The 19,441-nt window shown below is 65.0% G+C and carries 19 protein-coding genes and 1 pseudogene; 4 read left to right on the forward strand and 16 right to left on the reverse strand.

Annotated elements, in window-relative coordinates; translation table 11 throughout:
- Position 1 precedes the first annotated feature (1 nt).
- From JN280_RS07935 to JN280_RS07945, 3 genes are all read left to right on the forward strand, one after another.
- On the forward strand, positions 2-640 hold the full coding sequence (locus JN280_RS07935; RefSeq protein WP_202311270.1) for a Vgb family protein: 639 nt from the start codon (positions 2-4) through the stop codon (positions 638-640).
- A 185-nt stretch (positions 641-825) separates the two neighbouring features.
- Positions 826-1,404 (forward strand): dioxygenase family protein, encoded by a 579-nt coding sequence (locus JN280_RS07940; protein ID WP_202311273.1) that lies wholly within the window; start codon positions 826-828, stop codon positions 1,402-1,404.
- A gap of 287 nt (positions 1,405-1,691) precedes the next feature.
- Entirely contained in the window at positions 1,692-3,014 is a 1,323-nt protein-coding gene (locus tag JN280_RS07945; protein ID WP_202311275.1) for an MFS transporter, read from the forward strand.
- 39 nt (positions 3,015-3,053) lie between these two features.
- Here JN280_RS07945 and speB read toward each other — a convergent pair whose 3' ends face one another.
- Genes speB through JN280_RS07980 form a run of 7 tightly spaced genes read right to left on the reverse strand, consistent with a single transcriptional unit; the run spans position 3,054 to position 8,904 of the window.
- On the reverse strand, positions 3,054-4,010 hold the full coding sequence (gene speB / locus JN280_RS07950) for an agmatinase (RefSeq protein WP_202311277.1): 957 nt from the start codon (positions 4,008-4,010) through the stop codon (positions 3,054-3,056).
- 13 nt (positions 4,011-4,023) lie between these two features.
- Positions 4,024-4,794, reverse strand: coding sequence for a creatininase (locus JN280_RS07955; protein ID WP_202311279.1), 771 nt, complete (start codon positions 4,792-4,794; stop codon positions 4,024-4,026).
- A gap of 12 nt (positions 4,795-4,806) precedes the next feature.
- Positions 4,807-5,514 (reverse strand): SDR family NAD(P)-dependent oxidoreductase, encoded by a 708-nt coding sequence (locus tag JN280_RS07960; protein WP_202311281.1) that lies wholly within the window; start codon positions 5,512-5,514, stop codon positions 4,807-4,809.
- Positions 5,508-6,263 (reverse strand): SDR family NAD(P)-dependent oxidoreductase, encoded by a 756-nt coding sequence (locus JN280_RS07965; protein WP_202311283.1) that lies wholly within the window; start codon positions 6,261-6,263, stop codon positions 5,508-5,510. Before JN280_RS07965 ends, JN280_RS07960 begins: the two co-directional genes overlap by 7 nt.
- Positions 6,260-7,033 (reverse strand): ABC transporter ATP-binding protein, encoded by a 774-nt coding sequence (locus JN280_RS07970; RefSeq protein WP_202311285.1) that lies wholly within the window; start codon positions 7,031-7,033, stop codon positions 6,260-6,262. Before JN280_RS07970 ends, JN280_RS07965 begins: the two co-directional genes overlap by 4 nt.
- Before the next feature lie 10 nt (positions 7,034-7,043).
- On the reverse strand, positions 7,044-7,901 hold the full coding sequence (locus tag JN280_RS07975; RefSeq protein ID WP_202311287.1) for an ABC transporter permease: 858 nt from the start codon (positions 7,899-7,901) through the stop codon (positions 7,044-7,046).
- 10 nt (positions 7,902-7,911) lie between these two features.
- Complete coding sequence (locus JN280_RS07980) at positions 7,912-8,904, reverse strand: ABC transporter substrate-binding protein (RefSeq protein WP_202311289.1); 993 nt, start codon at positions 8,902-8,904, stop codon at positions 7,912-7,914.
- A gap of 115 nt (positions 8,905-9,019) precedes the next feature.
- Between JN280_RS07980 and JN280_RS07985 the strand changes: the two genes are divergently transcribed.
- Positions 9,020-9,964, forward strand: a complete 945-nt coding sequence (locus JN280_RS07985; RefSeq protein WP_202311291.1) for a LysR family transcriptional regulator — start codon at positions 9,020-9,022, stop codon at positions 9,962-9,964.
- Here the strand turns inward: JN280_RS07985 and JN280_RS40260 are convergent.
- The 9 genes and pseudogenes from JN280_RS40260 to JN280_RS08025 form a co-directional block, all read right to left on the reverse strand.
- Positions 9,943-10,173, reverse strand: a pseudogene (locus JN280_RS40260) (hypothetical protein); the annotation flags it as partial. The gene JN280_RS07985 and the pseudogene JN280_RS40260 sit on opposite strands and share 22 nt — an antisense overlap.
- A 132-nt stretch (positions 10,174-10,305) precedes the next feature.
- Entirely contained in the window at positions 10,306-10,821 is a 516-nt protein-coding gene (locus JN280_RS07990) for a DUF1269 domain-containing protein (protein WP_202311293.1), read from the reverse strand.
- Positions 10,822-11,073: 252 nt separating this feature from the next.
- Positions 11,074-13,458 (reverse strand): phosphoketolase family protein, encoded by a 2,385-nt coding sequence (locus JN280_RS07995; protein ID WP_202311296.1) that lies wholly within the window; start codon positions 13,456-13,458, stop codon positions 11,074-11,076.
- Between the two features lie 274 nt (positions 13,459-13,732).
- Entirely contained in the window at positions 13,733-14,818 is a 1,086-nt protein-coding gene (locus JN280_RS08000; protein ID WP_202311298.1) for an ABC transporter ATP-binding protein, read from the reverse strand.
- Between the two features lie 14 nt (positions 14,819-14,832).
- Positions 14,833-15,660: a carbohydrate ABC transporter permease gene (locus tag JN280_RS08005; protein ID WP_202311300.1), complete on the reverse strand. Its 828-nt coding sequence runs from the start codon at positions 15,658-15,660 to the stop codon at positions 14,833-14,835.
- Positions 15,657-16,529, reverse strand: a complete 873-nt coding sequence (locus JN280_RS08010; protein ID WP_244743093.1) for a carbohydrate ABC transporter permease — start codon at positions 16,527-16,529, stop codon at positions 15,657-15,659. Before JN280_RS08010 ends, JN280_RS08005 begins: the two co-directional genes overlap by 4 nt.
- 27 nt (positions 16,530-16,556) lie before the next feature.
- A complete protein-coding gene (locus tag JN280_RS08015) occupies positions 16,557-17,837 on the reverse strand; it encodes an ABC transporter substrate-binding protein (protein WP_202311314.1) in 1,281 nt (426 codons plus the stop codon).
- Positions 17,838-17,900: 63 nt separating this feature from the next.
- Positions 17,901-18,644 (reverse strand): SIS domain-containing protein, encoded by a 744-nt coding sequence (locus tag JN280_RS08020; RefSeq protein WP_202311316.1) that lies wholly within the window; start codon positions 18,642-18,644, stop codon positions 17,901-17,903.
- The gene (locus JN280_RS08025) at positions 18,641-19,399 is read right to left on the reverse strand and encodes a GntR family transcriptional regulator (RefSeq protein ID WP_202311318.1); all 759 of its coding nucleotides are present in this window, start codon (positions 19,397-19,399) and stop codon (positions 18,641-18,643) included. Before JN280_RS08025 ends, JN280_RS08020 begins: the two co-directional genes overlap by 4 nt.
- Positions 19,400-19,441: the final 42 nt, after the last annotated feature.

Below are 19,441 nucleotides of genomic sequence, written 5' to 3' on the forward strand. Positions count from 1 at the left end.
CATGAAACTCGCAGCAGCCGAAATCATCCGCGAATATGGGCCCTTTCCCGGCATCGACAATGTGCACGGGCTGACCTTCGACGGCCGGCATGTCTGGTTCGCGTCCGGAGATAAGCTCAACGAACTCGATCCCGACAGTGGGGAGACGGTGCGTTCGATCGACGTCGCTGCGCATGCCGGGACGGCTTTCGACGGCCGCCACCTGTTCCAGATCGCCGATGACCGCATCCAGAAGATCGACCCTGAAACCGGTCGTGTTCTCTCGACTATCCCGGCACCGGGCGGTGGCAGCGACTCCGGCTTGGCCTGGGCGGAAGGCTCGCTCTGGGTCGGCCAGTATCGGGGGCGGAAGATCCACCAGATAGATCCCGAGACCGGTGCGGTCCTTCGCACGCTCGAATCCAACCGCTTTGTCACCGGCGTCACCTGGGTCGACGACGAACTCTGGCACGCCACTTGGGAAGGCGACCAGAGCGAGGTGAGGCGGATCGATCCGGAGACGGGAAAGGTCCTGGAAAAGCTTGACATGCCCGCCGGCGCCAACGTCTCGGGATTGGAGTCCGATGGCGGCGACCGGTTCTTCTGCGGCGGCGGAAACAGCGGGAAGGTGAGAGCGGTCCGCCGGCCCAGGCGGGCTTAGAGCGTCGTGCGTCCATTGGACACGCAAGAGACGCTCTACGCTTGCGGAGCGGCCGAGCGGCCGGTAACAGAAAATTGTCCGACGCGTGTGCCGGCCAATCCGTGGGCCTTCCTCGCGCTAGCGGATTGCGCCTCACTTCCGCCGAAAAGGGCCGACGACAAATCAGCGACAGTCCGGAGAAGCTGATGCCGTCCCGCCGTCAAATCCTGTCCCTGCTTGCCGCCGCGCCGGTGCTCGCGCCGATCCGTGCCTATTCGGCTGCTCCGGCGCAACTCGTGCCGACGCCGTCCTGCGCCGATGACGACGATCTGACACCGTCCCAGACCGAAGGGCCCTTTTTCACGCCGAACAGTCCCGAGAAGCAGGATTTCGCCAGCGAGGCTCCCGGTGGCGAGAGGATCACCATTGCCGGCTACGTGCTGACGCAGGACTGCCGGCGCGTCGCAAAGGCGCTGGTCGAACTGTGGCATGCGGACGAAACCGGGAAATACGACAATGATGGCTACAAGCTGCGCGGCCATCAATTCAGCGACGCCGAGGGTCGGTGGTGGTTCAACACCGTCGTGCCGGGCCTCTATCCGGGCCGGACGCGGCATTTCCACGTCAAGGTGCAGCGGCCGGGCGCCAGAATCCTCACCACTCAGCTTTATTTTCCCGGGGAGCCGGGCAACGCCGTGGACACGATTTTCAACGACGCGCTGCTGCTCGACGTAACCAGCGGAGGTGACGGCAAGTTCGGCCGGTACGATTTCGTCGTGCGGTGAGCGGGGCGATAAAACAAAGGCTTATGCCCCTGTTACCGCAATCAATGTTAAGCTGTTGCCGCAAAACAACTTTCTCTGATTCGGAACCCGATGAGCTTCAACTGTGTGAGAGATCGGGGCTGGTTGACCAGGCCGGTGGAAAGTGCCGGTTGGCCCTTCGGCGCTGCGAAGGGCCAAGCCTCGGGCAATCTTCACGTGCTTAGCTGCGGTTGAAATGGCCGAGACGCTCTCGGGCCGGCACGACCCGGCGGCCCGAGCGCTCCCGGCGATTGGGAAGAAGCACTGCGATGACACTCGACTGGTCGGCCGACAGCATCGGTGAAAGAAAAAAAGCCGGCAGGGTGATCGCCGCATCGGTGATCGGCAACGCGCTCGAGTGGTTCGACTTCATCGTCTACGCCCTGCTCGCCGGGACCATATCGAAACTGTTCTTCCCGTCGGACGATCCGATGACGTCGATCCTGCTGGGCTTCGCGACATTCGGCATCGCCTTCGTGGCGCGCCCGATCGGCGGCATCGTTTTCGGCCTCTATGCGGATCGTCATGGGCGCAAGAAGGCCTTGGGGCTCATCTTCGTCATGATGGCGGTCGCGACGGGGATGGTCGCTTTCCTGCCCACCTACGCGGCAATCGGCATAGCGGCGCCGGCGCTGCTGCTGATCTGCCGCATGCTGCAGGGCTTCTCCGCCGGCGGCGAGTTCGGCAGCGCGACGGCCGTGCTCATCGAGTTCGCCCCGCGCGGGTCGAAGGGCTTCTTCGGTTCGCTTCAGATGTGCTCGCAGGCTCTGGCCGTCGTCGCTGCGGCCGTCTTCGTCTTCCTGCTCTCCAGGAACCTGTCGCCCGCCGACTTCGAAAGCTGGGGCTGGCGCATGCCTTTCCTGGCCGGGGCGATCGTCGGCCCGATCGGCTTCTACTTCCGCACCCGCCTGTCCGAGACGCCGGAGTTCGAAAGGGCTGTCAAGGCAGAGGCCTCCGCCGCCTCGGTGCCGCTTCCCGCCATGATCAAGCGTCACCGGGTCGAACTGCTCGCCGCGATCGGTCTGTTCGCCGCCGTGACCGGGCCCAACTACGTCAACACCGTCTACATGCCGAGCATTGCCATTGCCCGGCACGGCGTCGCCCAGTCGGATGCGATGCTCGCCGTTCTGGCGGTGGCGCTTGTCATGGCCGTGCTCATTCCCGTCTTCGGCTGGCTGGCCGACAAGGTGTCGCGAGTCAATCTCGCCATATCAGGCATGGCCGGCACTGCCGTCATGTACAGCGTTCTCTTTCCCTTCTACATGGCCGCGCCGAGTGCCACGTCGTTCCTTTGGCTGCAGCTCGGCTATGCCGCCGCCTATGCCGCCCTCGTCGGTGCCTCCTGCACCCTGGCGATCGAGCATTTCCCCGTGCTGGCGCGCGCCACCGGCGGCGCGACCGGATACAATATCGCGACCATGGTCTTCGGCGGCATGTGCCCGTTTTGGCTGGCCCTGCTCGACAAGGCCGGCGGCACCTATGCGCCGATGATCTACATCGTCGTGACGATGGGCATCGGTATCTTCGGTGCCGTCCTGCTCGGCAGGCAGAGCGAGGGTTCGGCGCGGCGGGCGCAGATCGGAGGCGGATGAACGGGGGCAATCGGCTCCGGAAGCCGCTCGGCTGCGCCGCTACCCCTTTGCCGCTATGGATCTGGCGATCACGCAAAGCAGCTCGAACATCATGGTGGCGCCGGCCAACGCGGTCATGCCTGCGAGGTCGAACGGCGGCGCAACCTCGACCACATCGGCACCGACGATCTTCACCCCGTCGAGCAGACGGACCATTTCCTGCGCCTCGCGGGTGGTGAATCCGCCGAGTTCGGGTGTGCCGGTGCCGGGGGCCATCGACGGGTCGATGCTGTCGATGTCGAAGGTCACATAGGTCGCGCGATTGCCGACGATTGCGCGGGCCTCGGCCATGACGGCCTCCGCGCCGCGCCTCACGAATTCCTCCATATAGATGATGCGGATGCCTTGCTCGACGGCCCAGCTGTGCTCGTCCGGCGCATAGATCGAACCGCGGATACCGATCTGCACGACACGTTCGGGATCGAGCAACCCTTCCTCGACGGCGCGCCGGAAGGGCGTGCCGTGGGTGTAGGGGTTGTCGCCGAAATAGCGGTCGTTGGTGTCGGAATGCGCGTCGAAATGGATCATGCCGATCGGCGCGTTGCGGGCCACGGCGCGAAGCACGGGCAAGGTCGTAAGGTGGTCGCCTCCGGCCGAAAGCGGGATCGCACCGGCTTCGACGATCGCCGCGATGCCCTCTTCAATGCGTTTCAGCGCGTCGGTCAGGTCGATGGGATTGACGGAGAGATCCCCGATGTCGGCGACATTGGCGATGCTGAAGGGCTCGGTCCCCGAGACATGATGGACACGGCGCATCAGGCTCGACTGGTTCCTGATCTCGCGCGGGCCGTGGCGGGCGCCGGCCCGGTTGGTCGTCCCGCCGTCCCACGGAATTCCGACCAGCGCGATATCCAGGCCCGCGGCCGACTGGACGGCCGGCAGCCTCATGAAGGTCGAGTGACCCGCGAATCGGGGGACGATCGCCGCGTCGACCGGCTGGAAGAAGTTCGAGCTCATATGCGTGGCACCCTCAGAAGAATTCGCTTTTGACGATCTCGGCGATCCTTGTCTCGCAATCCGCGAGCAGCCAGCGGCCCTTCTCGGTCGACGATCCTTCCGTCAGCGAGAGCACGCCCGACGGCGGAACCTCTTCGGCCGGACGCGGATAGCGGTCATAGGGTCTGAATTGCGCCGGACCGTCATGGAGCGCCTTGCCGAGGTCGACGAGGTCGGGCCGCAGCGCCAGCATCATCGACGTCTCGATCACGCTCGCATGCTCGAGCTCGATCCCCGGATAGCCGTCGGGAAAAACCTTCGCCAGCGTTTCGGGGCGCACGAGCTCCCAATGATCGATGCGCAGGATCGTAAGGTCGCCGACACGATCGCGGCCGAGCGCGTCGAGCGCGAGCTCGATGCCTTCGATCGCCGGCCCGATGTTCTCGTAGTGTCCGTTGAGCACGACGATGCGCCGGACCTTCTGGCGGTAGAGGTCGCAGATCACATCCTTGACCAGCAGCGAGAAAGTATGCGCCGTGATGTTGATCGTACCGGAAAAGGCGGGCCCGCCCCCGGTCCGCGGCTGGGATCGATTGCCATAGGCGATGGGCGGCGCGACGAGTCCGCCGACCTGGCCGGCCACTTTCTCGGCGATCGCGGTCGGGATCACCACATCCACATTCATCGCCATGTGGCGGCCATGCTGCTCGGTCGCGCCGAGCGGCAGGAAGACGGGCGCGCCGGCCGCGATGCGCTTCGCGGCTTCGGGCCAGGGCAGCTCGGCCAGGAATACGGTATCCTTCATGTCGACCTCATCTCAAACCATTGCGGCGCCGCCATTGGCGCCCAGGCATTGCCCGGTGAAGAAAGTGGATTCGGGTCCGGCGAGGAACACGACGGCGGAGGCGATTTCCTCGGGCCGGCCGATCCGGCCGAGCGGATGGGTGGTCTCCAGCGCGCGCTGGCTCTCGTTCAGCTGCTCGAACCCGAGGAGCGGCGTATCGGTGGGGCCTGGCGCCACTGCGTTGACCAGGATCGAGGGTGCGAGCTCGCGCGCCCAGGAACGGGTCAGGCCGAGAAGCGCGGCCTTGGTGGCGCAATAGACCGACGCACCGGCTCGGCCGAGATAGGCAAGTTCCGAGGTGATGTTGATGATCCTGCCGCCCTCGCCGAGATGCGGCAGGACCTCACGCGTCACGATGATCGCGCCACGCACATTGACGGCGAACATGCGGTCGACATGGTCGAGCGAGATCTCCCCGAGGGTTGCCTCCTGAAGGATGCCGGCATTGTTGACGAGGATGTCGCAGCCGCCCATCCGTTCGGTGCCTTCCGCCACCGAGTGGACGATATCGCTTTCGCTGGAAAGATCGCAGGCAAGGATCGGGATCGGTCCCTCCGACGCCACGAGATCGAGCCCCAGCACGGTCGCGCCGGCCGCCTGCAAGGCCCGTGCGGTCGCGGCGCCGATGCCGCTGGCAGCGCCCGTAATCAGCGCGCGTTTTCCCGAAAGCGCAGCTACCAAGGTACTTCTCCCCTGTCGATGCCGAGCGACTGCCCGGTGATGTTGGCGGCAAGATCGGAGGCAAGGAAGAGGTAGGAACCGGCGACGTCGGCAGGCTCCATCAATCCCGGCAAGGCCTGCGCCGCGACGATCCTTTCCAAAAGCTGGTCCTCGCTGGCCGCCTCCCGCGCAGCCATGCGCCCAAGCGAGCGCATCGACGCCTCTGTCCGGACCCAGCCGGGACAGATCGCGTTGACGCGGATGCCTCGTGGGCCGAGTTCCTTCGCCCAGGTCTTGGTCAGGCCGATGATGGCGTGTTTGGACGCGACATAGGCGCCGAACCGCGCCTCTGCGACACGCCCCCAGATCGATGCCGTGTTGATGATGGATGCTCCGGCCCGCATGCGGGGCAAAGCGCGCGCGGTCATCAGCGCGGTGCCGATGACATTGATCTCGATGATGCGCCGGAACGCCGCCTCGACCTCCTCGCTGCGGTCCGTGATCGGCGTCATCAGCTCGAGGCCGGCATTGTTGACCAACACGTCGATCCGGGACAGCGGCTGCAACGCGGCGGCGACCGCCTGCGGGTCGGCGATGTCGGCTTGCGCGCAGGAAGCTTCGAGTTCGTTCGCCCGATCCGTCACAGCCGCGTCGTCGGCGATCAGGTGCAGGCGGGCACCCGCCTCGGCGAAGCGTCTTGCGACGCCGAGTCCGATGCCGCGGCTGGCCCCTGTAATGACGACGGTCTTTCCCGATAGCGACAGGCTCATACAGCCGCCCCGGTCACGTTGCGGATCAGATGCAGGACCTTGTTGCGCAGTGCGAAGAATTTCTGGGTCTCGCGAATCTCCAGCGGCCGGTCGGAACCAAGTTCGGCCGCGACATCGATATCGGCAACCACCGTCGCCGGGCGGCGCGAGAACAGGATGATCCGGTCGGCGAGGAAAACGGCCTCCTCAACGTCATGGGTGACGAAGATGATGGTCTTGGCTTCGCGGATCTGGATCTGCCGCAGCTCGGCCTGAAGGCGTTCGCGCGTCAGCGCGTCGAGGGCTCCGAACGGCTCGTCCATCAGCAGCACGTCCGATCCCGCGGCAAGCGTGCGGGCGATGGCCACACGCTGCCGCATGCCGCCGGAAATCCGGTTGGGGTAGGAGCCGGCGAAATCGACGAGCCCGAAGAGCTCGAGATAATGGCCGGTCCGTCTGGCCTTTTCCGCAGCGTCGATGTCCTTCCGGTAGCGCATGCCGAAGCCGATATTGTCGGCCACCGTCAGCCACGGGAACGACGAATAGGACTGGAAGACCATGCCGCGCCGGCGGTCCGGTCCGGTCACTTCTTCGCCGCCGACCAGGATGCCGCCAGAACTCGGCCGGTCGAGACCTCCAACCATGCGCATCAGGGTCGTCTTGCCGCAGCCTGACGGGCCAAGGAAGACGACGAGCGAATTGCGATCCAGCGCAAGATCGGTCTTGCGCACCACCTCGACGGAGCCAAATGACTTTGCGGTATCGAGAAACTGAACGTAGCCGGCCGTCATGCCATGATCCTCACAGATACCGGAAGAGCCGGCGGTGAAGCAGGCGCAGGAGCTGGTCGGTGACGAGACCGATCAGCCCGATGACGACGACACCAGCCATGACCTCCGGCGTCTTGACGAAACGGCGCGCGGTCCAGATGACGTAACCGATGCCGGAATCCGCGGCGACGATCTCGGCGATGATGAGATAGGTCCAGCACCAGCCGAGCGTGATGCGCAGATTGTCGATCAGCGTCGGGCCCATCCAGCGCAGCGCCACGTCGGTCATCACCTGGCGCGAATTGGCGCCGACGGTGCGGGCGACTTCGACGAACTCCTGCGGCACCCGCCGCATGTCGTCCGCGACCAGAAGCACAAGCTGAAAGAACGTGCCGAGCCACAGGAGGAAGATCTTGGTCTCCTCGCCGACGCCGAACCATATGATGGAGAGCGGCACCAGGGCCGGAACCGGCAGATAGCGGATGAAGTCGATGATCGGCTCGAGGGCTGCGCCGACGATCCGGTAGCTGCTCATCAGCATGCCGATGGGTATCGCCATCGCAGCGGCAATCAGGAAGGCCGCCCATACACGGCCGGCCGAGACCGCCGAATGCCACAGCAGGTTCTGCTCGGTGAGCATGGTCCAAAGCGCCGCCAGCACGCGGCTCGGCGACGGAAGGAACTGCGGCGCGATGATCCCGGCCCTGGCCGCGACCTCCCAGGCCGCGACAATCAAGGCCGCCGCCGCGATGCTGACGGCGACCTCCGCGGCGGGCGAAGCACGGCCGCGGAATACAAACAGATTGCTGAACAAGATGCTGTCCTTGCGGGCGTTCTTTGCCGGTTCGGCTGCCTTGGAGGCCGCCGAACGGGTTCGGCGGGTCTCCATCGGAGGCGTGCTACTTGCGCGGGAGTTCGTTGATCGCCGAATTGTCGATCTGGTCGGCGGCGACCAGCTTGTTGTCGGCCGCGCCATTGGCGAGGTTGAGGTCCATGACCGTGTCGAAGATCGTGTGGAGGGTGCCCTTTTCGCCTGCCTTGCCCATATAGGCGAGCGATTCCGAAAGTGTGGTGTAGGACAGGCTGCTTGTCACGATCTCCGAGACCTCGGTCGGAGAAAGGCCGAAATGTTTCGACGCCATCTCGGCGAACTTCTCGGGTTCTGCCCTTATGAAATCGACCGCCTCGTAGATGCAGCCCAGGAAGCGGGCATATTTGTCGGGATTGGCCTGGAAGTCGTCGTTGCGGGCTATGATTGCATCGATGATCAGACCGCGATGATCCTTCGACGACACCAGCATGCGAGCGCCGGGGCGACCGGACGCCTTCAACGCCTGCGACATGAATGGTTCGTAGGTGGCGATGGCCGCGATCGAATCGTCGACGAAGACAGCCCCCGTATCGGCGGTCGCGATGTCCTTGATCTGTAGATCATCCAATGTCAGGCCCGCCTGCTTCAATTCCATCTGAAGCAAGAGCCGCGAGGGAATATTCGGTTCAGCCGCCACCACCTTGCCCTTGAGGTCGGCGACCGACTTGATCCTGTCGTCGGTGATGACGCCGTCTCCGCCTACCGACTCGTCGATCGTTCCGATGATGATCCCAGGCGTGGAGGCGTCGCGGGGCCGGCCCTGATACTCGCCGACCGAGCGCATCTGCAGTTCGATGTCGCCGCGGGCCATGGCCGCCATGACATTGGTCAGGTCGTCCTCGAACTTGATGCTGACGTCGAGATCCTTGCCGGTGAAGCATCCGAGATCGCCGGCGATGTGGACTGGCGCAAATCCCAGCCAGGTCGGGGCCAGGATGCGGATCTGGTCGGCGCCGAAGGCGAATTGCGAACCGCCGAGCATCAGCGCGGCGCTGAAGGCAATCCTGAGTGTCGATTTCACGGTCGTTCCCCTTTGTTCGTTGGACGCAGGTTCCCGGTTTTCAACATTGATGTAAATGAGTTTGTTTGGAAGTTTGCATCGAATAATGTCGATGTATCGAAGCCATGGAGAGAGCATGCGAAGGCTCGACAATATCGACATCAGGTTGCTGCGCATCTTCGTGACGCTCGCCGATTGCGGCGGTTTCGCCGCCGCGCAGATCACGCTCAACCTGTCCCAGCCGACGCTGAGCACGCATCTGGCGGAACTGGAGAAGCGGATCGGGGCGCAACTCTGCCATCGCGGGCGCAAGCAGTTCCGCCTGACGGAAGTCGGACAGGCGACCTATGACGCCGCGCAGAAGCTGTTTCGCGATCTCGACGATTTCGGGCACAGGATCAGCGCGGCGAGCGGCAGCCTCTCGGGTCGCCTCAGGATCGGCACGTCGGACGGTGTGTTCACCAGCAGCGAGCTCGGAATCCATCATGCGCTTGAGCGCTTCATGCGACCGGATTCCGACGTATTCATCGACCTGACGGTCGGCACGCCTTCAGAGCTGGAACAGCAGGTTGCCGATGGCGGCCGCGACATCGTCATCGGGCCTCTGTCGCAGAAGGCGCCGGGGGTCGTCTATCGCAGCTATTGCGGCGAACCCCATCAGCTCTATTGCGGCCGGCAGCATCCGCTGTTTGTTCTGCCCGATGCCAGGATCGATCAGAACACGATCGATTCCGCGCGGTTTTCCGTGCGCAGCTATCGGCATTTCGACGATCTATATCTTGTCGGACACCCGCGGGCGAGCGCGTCTGTCGTCCATATGGAGGCGCAACTCATGCTGATCCTCTCAGGCAACTTCATCGGCTTCCTGCCTTGCCATTTCGCCGCGCCCTGGGTGGAGGCGGGGGAGATGCGTGCGATCAAGCCGAGGGCCTATGCGTTCAGTTCGATGCACAAGGTCGCTTATCGCAAGGCCGACGCCGGCCGTTCGCTCGTCCAGGCGTTCCTGAAGGCGCTGCTCGGACCCGTGCCTGGGGGCGGCCGGGGCGAACCGGACGGCGATCAGTCAACGACGACCGGATAGGCTCTCCCCTGTTCGCTCGGGCGAATGTCCATGGCTTCGCGGGTGCCGCCGGGCTGCGGCTTCTCCACATCGAGCGGCTGGCCGAGCACACGACGGGCATGACCTCATTCGCGCAGCTTCTCCATAACCACATAGAACATCGGGATCGGAAATACTCCGATCGCGGAAGCGGCGACCATGCCTCCGAACACCGATGTTCCGACGGCTCGCAGAACAGAGTTCTCCGCGGTCAGTTGATCTGGTCGACTGGTTGCCGTGCTGCTGCGAACCCGGCGGCCGGAACTGATCGCCGGGCGTACTCCCAGCCCGATGCGGTGCTCCGCAGCCTCCGCGAGATCAAATCAAGAGGCTGTATCCTTGGCGCTGCTTACAACGTGGCCGCCGATGGCTTCGCGCAGCGCGGCCTCCGCCTTCTCGTCGAGCGACGTGCGCATGACGGTGCCGCCGATGCCCTTCAGGTCTGCCAGAACCTTGTCCGTTGTCATCTTGCGGATCAGCAGGAACAGTCCGGCCGTCCCTGGCTGCAGCATGCCGGCGGCCTCTTTCATGAACTTGTCATCGATGCCTATGTCGGTCAGCTTGCCGCCGAGGGCCCCGGAAGCCGCACCGATGGCGGTGCCGACAAGCGGCATCAGGAAGATGAAGCCGATGAGAGTGCCCCACAGGGCGCCCGAGACGGCGCCCGCCGCGGTCGAATTGACGAGCTGGTTCAGCTTGATCCGACCGTCGGCATCCTTGACGACCACGACGGCGTCGCCGAGTTCGATCAGATATTCCCGCTGGAGGCCGAGCACTTTCTGCCGAACCTCTTCTGCCTTCTGCTCATCGGGAAAGGCGATAAAGACGAGATCACTCATGGAATCCACTCCTTCAGGGATGTTGGCCGGGATACTGGCCCAGACTTGTAGAACTTCCGTGACACGTGTGCTGCGATCCCCGGCTGCAACACTATCTGCTACCGCTGTCCGACTGCAACGCTGTCATGGCAACGGTCGATGAGATCGACTGTTGGGGCGTTTGTCCACCGCTACCACGCACGACTTCGGGCCGCGCCAGCGGCTGACGTCGCCTGGATACGTCAACATCCATGCCTGCTGGACTGGACGCGGTCAGGCCGAGGCGTTCGAGGTCCAGCGCCAGTCGCGTATCTCGGGCATGTCCTGGCCGTGAGTCCGGATATAGTCGTGATGCTCGGTCAGCCTGGCTTCCATCAGCGCCCGCAGGTGGTCGCCCGCCTCGCCCAGGCCCGGCAGCCGGCGGAGCACGCCGAGCACCAGATGGAACCGGTCAAGGCCGTTGAGCACCGTCATGTCGAAAGGCGTGGTCGTTGTCCCTTCCTCCTTGTAGCCATGCACATGGATGTTGTCATGATTGGTGCGCCGGTAGGTCAGCCGGTGGATGGTCCAGGGATAGCCGTGATAGGCGAAGATTACGGGGCGGTTCGTCGTGAAGAGGGCGTCGAAGGCCGCGTCCGAAAGTCCGTGCGGGTGCATCTCTTCCGGCTGCAGCGCCATCAGATCGACGACATTGACCACCCTCACGGCGAGATCGGGCAGGTGCTCGCGCAGGATGGCGACGGCGGCCAGGGTCTCGAGCGCCGGCACGTCCCCGGCGCAGGCCATCACCACGTCGGGCTCCGGCCGGTTGTGCCGGCAGGCCCAGTCCCAGATGCCGATACCCGCGTCGCAATGCAGCCGCGCCTCCTCCATCGACATCCACTGCCATGACCGGGCCTTGCCGGCGACGATGATGTTGATGCGGTCCCAGGTCTGCAGCGCATGTTCGGTCACGCAGAGCAGCGAATTGGCATCGGGCGGGAAATAGACGCGCACGATGTCGGCCTTCTTGTTCAGCGCGACGTCGACGAAACCGGGGTCCTGGTGGCTGAAGCCGTTATGGTCCTGCTGCCAGACATGGCTGGTCAGCAGGTAGTTGAGCGAGGCGATCGGCTGTCGCCAGGGAATGTCGCGGGTCGCGTCCAGCCATTTCGCATGCTGGTTGAACATGGAATCCACGATGTGGATGAAAGCCTCGTAGCAGGAGAAGAACCCATGGCGGCCGGTGAGAAGATAGCCTTCGAGCCATCCCTGGCAGGTATGCTCCGAGAGAATCTCGAGCACCTTGCCGTCCCGTCCGAGATGGACGTCCTCCGGCAGTATCTCCTCCATCCAGGCGCGTTCGGTCACTTCGAAGACGTCCTGCAGGCGATTGGACGCCGTCTCGTCCGGGCCGACGATGCGGAAGTTTTGCGCGGCGAGATTGGCCTGCATCACCGCGCGCAGGTAACCGCCCATAACTCGGGTCGCCTCCGCCTTGGCGGCGCCGGGCTGCGGTACGCCGACGGCATGCTTCGACAAATCGGGCAGTTCCAGAGGCTTGCGCAACTGGCCGCCATTGGCGTGGGGATTGGCGCTCATGCGCAAGGGGCCTGTGGGTGTGGTGTCCCTGATCTCTTCCTTCGGCCGGCCGGTATCGTCGAACAACTCCTGCGGGCGGTAGCTCAGCATCCACTCTTCCAGCATCTTCAGATGCTCGGGATTGTCGGCAAGGCCGGACAACGGAACCTGATGCGCCCGCCAGAAACCTTCGGTCTTGAGCCCGTCCACCTCTTTCGGGCCGGTCCAGCCTTTCGGGCTGCGCAGCACGACGACCGGCCAGGCCGGCCTCGTGCCGCCGTGCCCGGACCGGGCGGCGTCCTGGATGGCGTGGATCTTGCGCATCGCCTGGTCGAGCACGGTCGCCATGCGCTGGTGCATCGCCGTCGGCTCGTCGCCTTCGACGAACAGCGGATCATAGCCGTAGCCGACCAGCAGAGCCCGCAGCTCGGCATGAGGAATGCGGGCCAGGATCGTCGGATTGGCGATCTTGTAGCCGTTGAGATGAAGGATCGGCAGCACCGCGCCGTCATGGATGGGGTTCAGGAATTTGTTGGAATGCCAGGCCGTGGCCAGCGGGCCGGTTTCAGCCTCGCCGTCGCCGATCACGCAGGCGACCACAAGCCCGGGATTGTCGAAAGCCGCGCCATAGGCGTGCGAAAGCGCGTAGCCGAGTTCGCCGCCTTCATGGATCGAACCCGGCACTTCCGGCGCGGCATGGCTCGGAATGCCGCCCGGAAAGGAGAACTGCCGGAACAGTTTGCGCAGCCCCGCCTCGCCCAGCGGAACATCGGGGTTGAGTTCGCTGTAGGTGCCTTCGAGATAGGCGTTGGCGACCATGGCCGGCCCGCCATGGCCCGGCCCGCAGATATAGATCATGTTCGCCTTCTGCCGGCGGATCACGCGGTTCAGATGGGCGTAGATGAAGCTCAGGCCCGGCGACGTACCCCAATGCCCGAGCAGCCGCGGCTTGACATGTTCGAGCCGCAGCGGCTCGCGCAGCAGCGGATTGTCGAGCAGATAGATCTGGCCGACGGTCAAGTAGTTGGCGGCCCGCCAATAGGCGTCTATCTGTTCGAGCTCGGTCTCGGAGAGGGGGGCAGCGTCGGCGTCGTTCATGGCGTGCGGTCCTTTCATTCGAAAAGAGGGGCCAAGGGCTCGGCGGCTGTTCGCGAGTGTATTTCCACGCCGGCCGGTCGGGCAACCTGCCCGTCCGTCGCCATTGTCAAACGCTGGCGAGCCGATCGGGTTCATGATGCTACGACCTGCAAGGGCAATAGCCGCTCGGCGATACGGAGAAATTGCGCTGGATCAAGCGCCTGCGTGCCGGCGCAGGCTGCCGACCCGCGACGGCAAAAGCGGCCGGCTCGGGTGGATCAGGGTAGGCGCGGGATCAGATCCGCCGGCCGTCTTCGCCGAACAGGAAGGCGCGCGCGGCGTCGAAATGGAACCGCGCGCTCTCGCCCTGCCGGAGGTCGGCGGCGTCGCGGCTTTCGACGGTGAGCGAATTGCCGTCGGCGAGCGAAGCGTGGACATAGGTGACGCCGCCCAGTCGCTCGATGACGGTGATCCGGCCCTCGATGCCGCTGCCTGCACTGTCCGAGACGAAATGCTCGGGACGTATGCCGAGGCTGACCGCAGTGCCCGGTGCCGGCGGCGTGCCGCGGGTCGCGACGACCGTGCCGGAGAGGCCGGCTTCGGCGGCCTCGACCGTCACGGCCTTGTCGCCGGCCCGGCCCGCCACCATGGCCGGCACGAAATTCATGCGGGGCGAGCCGATGAAGCCGCCGACGAATACATTGTCGGGGTTCTCGTAGAGTTCGAGCGGCGCGCCGACCTGCTCGATGCGGCCGGCTCTCAGGACGACGATGCGGCTCGCCAGCGTCATCGCCTCGACCTGGTCGTGGGTGACATAGATCATCGTCGACTTCAGTTCCTGATGAAGTCGCGCGATCTCGATGCGCATCTGGACGCGCAGTTCCGCGTCGAGATTGGAGAGCGGCTCGTCGAACAGGAACACTTCCGGCTTGCGCACGATGGCGCGGCCGATGGCCACGCGCTGCCGCTGGCCGCCCGAAAGCTCGCGCGGCTTGCGTTTCAGATAGGGCTCGAGATGGAGAATGCGCGCCGCGTCGGCGACCTTGGCCGCGATTTCGGCCTTGGGATGACCCGCCATCTCCAGCGGGAAGCCCATATTGGCGGCGACGGTCATATGCGGATAGAGCGCATAGGTTTGGAACACCATTGCGATGCCGCGCCGGGCCGGGTCCTCGTCGGTGACGTCGCGCCCGCCGATCACGATGCGGCCCTCGGATGTGGTCTCCAGCCCGGCGATCATTCGCAGCAGCGTGGACTTGCCGCATCCCGACGGCCCGACGAAGACGACGAACTCGCCGTCGGCGACCTGGAGGTCGACGCCGGTAATGATCTCGGTGGCGCCGAAGCGCTTCTTGACCGCGTCGAGAGCGAGGCCTGCCATGCGTGGGTTCCGTTCTATTTGACCGCGCCTTCGGTCAGGCCGGAGACGAACCAGCGGCCGACGAGCGCAAAGAGGATGACGACGGGAATGGTCGCGGCGGTGGCGCCGGCGAGCAACAGGCCCCAGTCGATCTGATACTGGCCGATGATGCCGGCGAAGCCGACGGGGATCGTACGGTGCGCGTCGGAAACGATCAGCACCGAGGCGAAGAGATATTCGGTCCAGGACGAGATGAAGGCGAAGATCGCGACGCTGGCAATCCCGGGCGCGATCAGCGGCATCAGTATGCGCAACAAGATAGTCGTCGTCGGCGCGCCGTCGACGATGGCCGCCTCCTCGATCTCCTTCGGCACCGACGCCAGAAAGGAGCGCATCATCCAGATCGAGAAGGGGAGCGCGAAGGCCACGTTGACGATGACGAGGCTCGCCCGGCTGTCGACCAGCCCGGCCTTGGAGAACAGCCCGTAGAGCGGGATCAGCACGACGACGCCGGGAAAGGCGTAGGCCAGCAGGATCACCCGATAGAGCGCGTTGCGGCCGGGGAACTCCATACGGAAGAAGGCATAGGCCGCGGGGAGCGCCAGCAGCACCGTCACGGCCGTCGAGAACAGGGCGACCAACAGGCTGTTGACGAGATAGGTAGGGAAATCGGACGACTGCAGCAGCTTCTCGAAATGCTGGAGGGTGAAGCTTTGCGGGAACATCGTCGGCATGCGCTGGATGATCTCGCGCGGCAGCTTGATAGAGCCGGTGATCACCCACCAGAAGGGCAGGCCGATGAGGAGCATCAGGAATAGCAGCCCCGCATGAAGCGACGCCGATTGCGGAAGGCTTCGTCTCATCGCGCGGCCTCGTTCGCCATCATGGCGCGGGTGGTGAGGATGGCGAAGCCCATCAGGAGGATACTGGTGATCACGGAGATGGTGGCGGCCTCGCTCAGGCGGTATCCCTTGAAGGCGGTTTCGTAGATCAGCACGGGCAAGGTCTGCGAGGCCTGCGCCGGGCCGCCCGCGGTGAGCAGCCAGATCACGTCGAAGACGTTGAAGGACAGCAGCGTGCCGACGACGCCCAGCACCATCAGCGTCGGCTGCAGCAGGGGCCAGGTAATGCGGGTGAAACGCCTGAACGCGCTTGCTCCGTCGATGCGCGCCGCCTCGTAGAGATCGCCCGGAATGCGGGTGAGGCCCGCCAGCATCATCAGCGCGGTGAACGGGAACCACCGCCAGGAATTGATCATGACGAGCGTCGTCATGGCGCCTTCGCGTGTGGCGAAGAAGCCGACGGGGCGGTCGATCACGCCGGCCTGCATCAGCAGTGGGTTGATCATGCCGCCCGATGTCGACAGCAGCCAGCGCCAGATGATGACGACGACCACGGTAGGCACGATCCAGGTCAGGATCACCCAGGTCCGGGCGCTGCGCACGCCTGGGAATTTCTGGTTGAGGACGAGGGCCGTGGCGAGCGCGAGCAGCGTCTGGACCAGCGCGTTGGCGACCACCCAGACGACGCTGCGGCCGAGCGCTTTCCAGAAGCCCGCACCGCCCATCACGGCCACATAATTGTCGAGGCCGACATAGTTCCCCGCCGAGCCGATGACGCCGACATTCTGGAAGCTGAGCAGGATCGCCTGGACGAGCGGCCAGCCGAGCACGGCCAGCAGGAAAAGCAGCGCCGGGGCTACAAAGACGAAGGCCAGAGGCGTGTTCTTCATCATGGTCCGTCCCCGGCGCCACGCGTGTTATTTGGCGGTAATCTCGGCCATGCGCGCCTGGCCGGCCTTGACGGCGTCGGCGGGGCTCTGGCCGTTCACCACGATGTCCTGCAGGGTCTCGGCGATCACGTTCTGCGCCGAGATGGCGCCGATCGAGGAGAACACCTTGCCGTTGGTGAAGCCGAACAGCTTGCCGTTCCTGGAGTTGGCGACCATGGTCTCGACCTGGCTCTTGTACTTGGCCACGACCGGGTCCTTCCAGAACGAGTCCGCCTTGGCGCCGTCATCGGTGACCGGCAGGAAGAGCCCCGGCTCCATGGTCAGGAAGCGGCCATAGGTCTCGGGCTCCATCAGCCAGGACAGGAACACCTTGGCGGCGTCCTGCTTGGCCTTGTCCTTGGTGGTCAGCATGATGGCGTTGGAATATGAGATGGTCGCCGAGTCCGCCTGGCCGTCCGCGTGCGGCACCGCCGCCACGCCGAGGTCGGCGGCATCGCCTTCCGCCTGCGTGTCGTAGGTGTTGATGACGCTGAACTGCAGGATCATGCCGCAGGTCGCGCTGGCGAAGCAGGCTTCCGCCTCGCCCCATGTCCAGGAGGTGCTATCCGCCGGCGACAGCTTTTGGAGGTCCGCATAGGCCTGATAGGCGGCAACGGTCTCGGGCGTGTCGAAGGTGATCTTGCCGTCCTCGGAATAGAGGTCGGCGGCACCGTTGTTGACCATGAAGCTGTAGACGGTCTGATCGGTATAGAGCTGCTTGTTGGCGGGCAGGCCGATGCCGTATCTGCCGTCGGCGGACAGCTTTTCCGCAGCCGCCTTCCATTCCGTCCAGGTCTTCGGCACTTCGAGGCCGGCCGCCTTCAGGGCGCTGTTCCGGTACCACAGCGAAATCGCCATGTTGTAGGCCGGCACCGCCCAGACGTGATCGTCGTAGCTGTAGGGGGCGACGGTGGCTTCCACGAAGCCATGCCTGGCGTCGAGGTCCTTGACGATGTCGTCGACCGGGACGACGGCGTCGATACCCTTGAGCACAGTGGTGAAGTCGGGGATCGCGAACAGAAGGTCCGGACCGTTGCCTGCCGCGAAGGCGGCCGGCGCCTTGGCGTAGACCTCGCCCCAGCTCTGCGGCTCCTGCTTCACCACGATATCGGGATGGGCCTTGTTGAATTCGTCGAGCAGCTCCTGCATGCGCTGAACGCGATGCGGGGGCTGTTCCATATGCCAGAAGGTCAGGTTCACCGGTTCGGCATAGGCCGTCCCGGCGAGCAGTGTGGCCGCGAGCGCGGCCAAAGTCAGGGTCTTCTTCATCCTGGTTTCTCCCTCTTGTCTCGCCGCTCCCCAAAGCGACGGAATTCTCTACCGAAAAAGCGCCTAAAGATGCGGGTTGCGCGGCCGGTAGCGGGCGACGAGCGCCTCGTTGACCTCGGCGGCGCCCGGCATATTGGCGCTGAGGTAGATCGGCGCAGCGACGCCGGACGACTGCAGCCGGGCCGCGACCTCGGCCAGCACGGCGTTCATCAGAGCGGCGCCGACCGGCGTCGAGATCGGGCCGACGCGCAGTTCGCTGTTCGGCACCGCAGTGATCGCGTCTCCGGCCGGGGCATTGTTGTCGAGCACGATGTCGGCGACGTCGGCGAGCCGGGTGCGGCCCTTCGCGGCCAGCTTCGAATAGCCCTCGGAAGTGATGGCGATGACGGTCGCGCCAGCGTCCTTGCCGATCCTGGCCGCCTCGACGGGGGCCGCGTTCACCCCGCTGTTGGAGACAATGATCAGCACGTCGTTCGACCCGATCGGGTAGCGCGCCAAGATCGGCGCCACGATGCCGGGCATACGCTCGAACACGGTGCCGGCGACCGCGCCCTCATGCACCATGGTGGTGCCCGCCAGGATCGGGACGGTGAGCGCCAGGCCGCCGGCGCGGTAGTGCGCCTCCTCGGCCATGGTGTGGCTATGACCGGTCCCGAATATATAGACGAGCCCGTCCGCCCGCGCGGTCTTCTCGATCGCATCAGCGGCCCTGGCGATGGCCTCCCCGTTCTGTTCGAGCAGCTTGCCGATGCGCTCGGTCAATTCGCCGAGATAGGCGGCAGCGGTGGGGGTGGATGTCTTTGTCATGGTTCCTTCGTCAGCTTCAGCCTGACCCGCATGTTGAAACAGTCGCCCCGGTAGGAAGAGCGCACATATTCGAGCGGCCGACCGTCGCCCGCGAAGGTGCAGCGGGTGATGCGCAACACGGGCGCGCTGGCCGGAATGCCGAGCGCCGCTGCGGTCGCCATGTCGGGCGTGTCGGCGAAGAGGCTTTCTTCGGCCTCCGTCGGAACCTGGCCGAATTCTTCGCGCAGCACCCGATAGAGCGAATCGATCGAGAAGTCGGAGCGTTCCAGCAGGCCGGGCGCCAGCGCCACCGGGATCTCCGTGCGCTCCACGGCCACTGGCTCGGCGTCCACGAGGCGTATGCGGACCAGCCGGTGCACCGGCGTGTTCTCGGCGATGCCGAGTGCTGCCGCTGCTTCCTTGTCGGCGGCAGCCGTGCCGGCGTCGAGCACGATGCTCGAAACATGCCGTCCGCCACGGCGCATCTCCTCGGTGAAGCCGTTGAGGGTGCGCAACTGCTTCTCGATGCGCGGATAGATGACGAAACATCCGCGCCCGACGCGCGTCTCGACGAAGCCGCGCTGCTCCAGCAGCTTCAGCGCCTGGCGGGCGGTCATGCGGCTGGCGCCCAAATCCTCGGCGATCTGTCGCTCGGAGGGCAGGCGATCGCCCGTCTTGAGCGCGCCCGAGCCGATCTTGGCCTCGAGCTCGCCGGCGATGCGCCGGTAGAGCGGGACCTGATCGGGCGCCGGGCCGGCCAGAAGGCTTGACATCATTGGCGGTATATTCCGCTTGGCTGGGTGGTATGTACCACTCAA

It is taken from the genome of Mesorhizobium sp. L-8-10 (assembly GCF_016756635.1).
GTDB lineage: Bacteria > Pseudomonadota > Alphaproteobacteria > Rhizobiales > Rhizobiaceae.